General features: G+C 42.6%; 6 protein-coding genes. 2 read left to right on the top strand and 4 right to left on the bottom strand.

Annotation, left to right across the window (positions count from 1 at the left end; genetic code table 11):
* Positions 1–988: RNA-guided endonuclease InsQ/TnpB family protein (locus tag IM485_RS16820; protein WP_287744465.1), on the top strand; the 988-nt coding region annotated here is incomplete at its 5' end.
* A 560-nt stretch (positions 989–1,548) separates the two neighbouring features.
* Here the strand turns inward: IM485_RS16820 and IM485_RS16815 are convergent.
* Entirely contained in the window at positions 1,549–1,710 is a 162-nt protein-coding gene (locus IM485_RS16815) for a hypothetical protein (protein WP_222595585.1), read from the bottom strand.
* Positions 1,711–1,769: 59 nt separating this feature from the next.
* Complete coding sequence (locus IM485_RS16810; RefSeq protein ID WP_002745598.1) at positions 1,770–2,018, bottom strand: Ycf34 family protein; 249 nt, start codon at positions 2,016–2,018, stop codon at positions 1,770–1,772.
* A 94-nt stretch (positions 2,019–2,112) separates the two neighbouring features.
* On the opposite strand from IM485_RS16810, the gene IM485_RS16805 reads away from it, so the two are divergent.
* Complete coding sequence (locus IM485_RS16805) at positions 2,113–3,330, top strand: tRNA nucleotidyltransferase/poly(A) polymerase-related protein (protein WP_287744459.1); 1,218 nt, start codon at positions 2,113–2,115, stop codon at positions 3,328–3,330.
* A gap of 285 nt (positions 3,331–3,615) precedes the next feature.
* Here IM485_RS16805 and IM485_RS16800 read toward each other — a convergent pair whose 3' ends face one another.
* Positions 3,616–3,822 (bottom strand): hypothetical protein, encoded by a 207-nt coding sequence (locus tag IM485_RS16800; protein WP_002779193.1) that lies wholly within the window; start codon positions 3,820–3,822, stop codon positions 3,616–3,618.
* Positions 3,823–3,840: 18 nt separating this feature from the next.
* Positions 3,841–4,068: a hypothetical protein gene (locus IM485_RS16795; RefSeq protein ID WP_287744457.1), complete on the bottom strand. Its 228-nt coding sequence runs from the start codon at positions 4,066–4,068 to the stop codon at positions 3,841–3,843.
* Positions 4,069–4,178: the final 110 nt, after the last annotated feature.

Genomic DNA, 4,178 nt, shown 5'->3' with positions numbered 1-4,178 from the left:
GTTTTTAAACGAAGTTAGCTGTGTACCCTTACAACAAGGGTTAAGACATTTACAAACAGCTTTCACTAATTTCTTTGCTGGTCGTACTAAGTATCCCAACTTTAAGAAAAAACATCAAGGAGGAAGTGCCGAATTTACCAAATCAGCCTTTAAATTTAAAGACAAACAAATCTATTTAGCCAAATGCACGGAACCCTTAGCGATTCGATGGTCAAGACAAATACCAGAAAGCTGTGAACCAAGCACAGTAACAGTCAGATTACATCCCTCAGGACGTTGGCATATTTCAATTAGATTTGATGACCCAACAATTAAGCCATTACCAGTAACAGATAAAGCCATCGGAATTGACTTAGGAATTAGTAGTCTTGTCATTACCAGCGATGGCGATAAAGTATCTAATCCCAAGCATTTTAAGAAACATTATCGGAGACTGCGAAAGGCACAAAAAAATCTTTCTAGAAAACAGAAAGGCTCAAAGAATCGAGAAAAGGCAAAAATCAAAGTAGCCAGAATTCACGCTCAAATCACCGATAGCAGAAAAGACCATTTACATAAGCTAACCACTCAATTAGTTCGTGAAAACCAAACGATTGTGGTTGAGAATTTAGCCGTCAAGAATCTGGTCAAAAACCCGAAATTATCTCAGGCAATATCTGATGTAAGCTGGGGAGAAATCACTCGACAATTAGCCTATAAATGCCGTTGGTACGGTAGAAATTACATCGAAATAGATAGATGGTTTCCCAGTTCTAAAAAGTGTAGTAATTGCGGGTATATTGCTGAGAAAATGCCGTTAAATGTTCGAGAATGGGACTGTCCAGACTGTGGGACTCACCATGACCGAGATATTAACGCAAGTAAAAATATTTTGGCCGCAGGGCTTGCGGTGTCAGTCTGTAGAGCGACCATAAGACCAGAACAGAGTAAATCTGTTAAGGCAGGTGCGAAAAATCCTTCGGGAAAGAAGCAGAAACCTAAATCGTGAGGTTTGGGAATCACCGTCCGTTTACGGCGGTGAGGATGTCAAAGAGTTCATTACCACGTCGGGCAAATTCTTTTTTGCTGTAGCGGGGTTGTCGAATTACCATATCCTTGACTTCGATTTCAACTCGGTTTAATTATTTTATCCTGTAACATGGCGAACGCACTTACAGCCGTCTGACTTGCGCTAAAGCCTCTTCGCCTGAAATTAGCTGAACAGAACCATTTCTCGCTTCATCGGAAATTTTGGGTCTGAAACCCCGCCGTTCTAGGTTGGCTTTACGTTAGAATTAAAAGGCCAGTCTCGAAAACCAAGTGGACGGCGCAGCACCGTTCGGCTGAGCTCACGGCCGAAGCCTTGAAAACTCGGCTTAGGGGGTTCCGACCAGAAAAGCTTGGCCGGGTAAAAAGTCGCGCGCAACAAGTACAAGAAGCTATAGGCGGTCAACGTACCGTGGGACACACGGAATCGGGCTTCTGAAATGGGGCGAAAGTCTGTGGACTCTGTGTAAGACAGTACATGGTTTTTTAACTGTGGTATGCGACGGTGGTGGAAGCAGAAACTTAAATCGTGAGGTTTAGGAATCGCCGCACTTTTAGGGCGGCGAGGATGTCAACTCTGCGTCCCTTAGCTTCAACAATCCACATCGACTCAATCGGAACTTTTTCCATGTACATGACCACTATTGCACGAGTACAGCAAGAAAAGTTAACGGGTCTATCCATTGCTGGACAAGGGTTTTCGGCTCTTGTAGTAGATATGTATGGGGAGAAGTTCAGGTATTTTAGGTGGGAATTGGTTCACCAGGACGCAAACTAGACCATTTACCAGTTTCGCGTAAAAAGCTGTCGCAACCCACCACATCCCATTCCATTTCGATATAATCTTCCTTGGTGCGAATGTTAACGTTAATAGAAGGGTTCTTCGCTTCAAAGTCCGGTGTCTCGGTGAGATGACGTTCCTGATGTTGTGTTTCTACGGCATGATAGGTGAGACAGCGATCAACAAAATAGCAGTTAATACAAATACACATAGGTTTAACTCTATAAGTCTTTTCCGTTAATCTAGCTCAGTCTCTCCCCAAATGGGGCCGGTCAAAATTATATTTTTGTAAATTTATCTTCTCGATGTCTTGTCAAAAAAACCTAGATAGTTTAGTTAAAGAAGTTTTTGCGATTAATCAGCAAGAATTGCCAGAAAATGCTTATTTAGTCGGTGGTGCTGTGCGAGACGCTTTATTAAACCGTCAGAAAGACTATATTGACCTAGATTTTGTGGTTCCCGAAAAAGCGATCGAAATTGCCCAAACTATTGCCCATCAGTATAAGGCCGGTTTTGTGGTTTTAGATGCCGTTCGTCAAATTGCTCGCGTCGTTTTTCCGCAGGGGACCCTTGATTTCGCACAACAGGAGGGAGAATCTCTAGAAATAGACCTAAAAAGACGGGATTTCACCGTTAATGCTCTCGCTTATAATCTCCACACCCAAGAAATTTTCGATCCTTTAGGGGGATTAAAAGATTTAGGCTGCCAATCCCTGCGGATGATTTCCCGCGAAAATCTCCAAGATGATCCCCTAAGATTATTAAGGGCCTATCGACAAGCGGCTCAATTGGACTTTGAGATCGAACCCCATACCCGTGCAACTATTCGTTCTCTTGCCCCTTTATTGCGCCGTGTAGCCGCCGAAAGGGTACAATCCGAGTTGAATTACCTTTTGCTCAATTCCCGTGGCAATAAATGGCTAAAAAGTGCCTGGGAAGATGGCCTATTATCTCTCTGGTTGCGTCGGATTACCCCCGCAAAAATGGAGCGAGTTATGGGGGTGGAAGCGGCAGCGGGATTTTTAGAATCTTTGTTACCGGAAAACTTTATCTTTTCCCCTTCTCAGTTACAGTTGACAAAATTGGCCCTATTGGTATCGGATATTTTAGCAGAAGCGGAAAAAGAGTTAATCGATCTCAAGTATTCCAGGGGGGAAATTCGCACGGTAATCACGGTGATTAAGTGTTTACCTCCTCTCAAGGAGCCAGATAATTTAAGTCTGCGGGAACAGTATTTTATTTATCTAAATACGGGAAAAGTATTTCCTATCTTTGCTCTTTTTGCTTTATCAATGGGGATTAACAAAAATATCGTCGCTTCTCTGTTGACTTCCTATCTCGATCCCGATAATATTATCGCCCATCCCCGACCTTTATTAAGGGGCGATGATTTAATTAACCATTTACACCTGAAACCTAGTCCGATTATTGGTAAGTTATTAACTGAGGTACAAATTGCCCAAATTGAGGGACAAGTCACAGTTTTTCAGGAGGCGATCGATTTTGCTAAAAAGTTGTTATAAGTAGCTGGTTATAATTAAATTAAAAATGGATTTTAGGTTCGATCCCCCCTGCCCCCCTTGATAAGGGGGGTGCCGATAGGCGGGGGGATCTACCCTTGATAAGGGGGGTGCCGATAGGCGGGGGGATCTACCCTTAATAAGGGGGGCATCTGACAACTTTTAACGCCTACCTACTTAGCAATTGTTCACAGTTTGGAGAGTTTTGTCTGTTAATCAGAGTTTTAGATTCGGATTGAGTCTCAGGGTTTCGACTTATCCAAAACTCAGATTATCCAAAACTGAGATTTATTTAGTTTTAAGCTGTGAAGATTGGGGAGCGTTTTCTCCTTCTACGACCAAAGATTTCACATGAGAACCTTGAAACTTTTCCATATTGCTCACTCGCCACATAGCCAGGGGAAAAGTAATGGCAAATAAACCAAAAAGTCCCACTAATATCCAGACGATATCGTGCATTTTACGCGAGGAAACCTTTCTAACTTGAGCGTTCATTTTGTCACCTCCTAGGCTTTAAGTTAAGGGTAAATAGGGAAATAGTGGATGCCATGACATGGCCGTGGCGGCAATCATGAGGGCAAAAAACCAAAAGAGAATGGTCTTAGCTTTTATCTGGCGATCTTTCCAAAGATAATGCAGTATCGGCCAACTGACCAACCAGCCAATTAATAACATCGTTTCTTTGCCGCTATAACTGCCGATATTGCCCCACATTGGCTCTTCTAGGTTCTGTGTGAGCATGGTATAATAGTAACACAGAACAGGAGGTGGGTTATGTGGATAAATTTTGATCAACTCCTCGATTTACCAAATGTAACAGTGGTCAATTATCAAAAAATTGATGAGACAAT

Source organism: Microcystis sp. M169S2 (assembly GCF_020245865.1).
Lineage (GTDB): Bacteria > Cyanobacteriota > Cyanobacteriia > Cyanobacteriales > Microcystaceae > Microcystis > Microcystis ichthyoblabe_A.
This window is presented reverse-complemented; position numbering and strand designations above follow the sequence as displayed.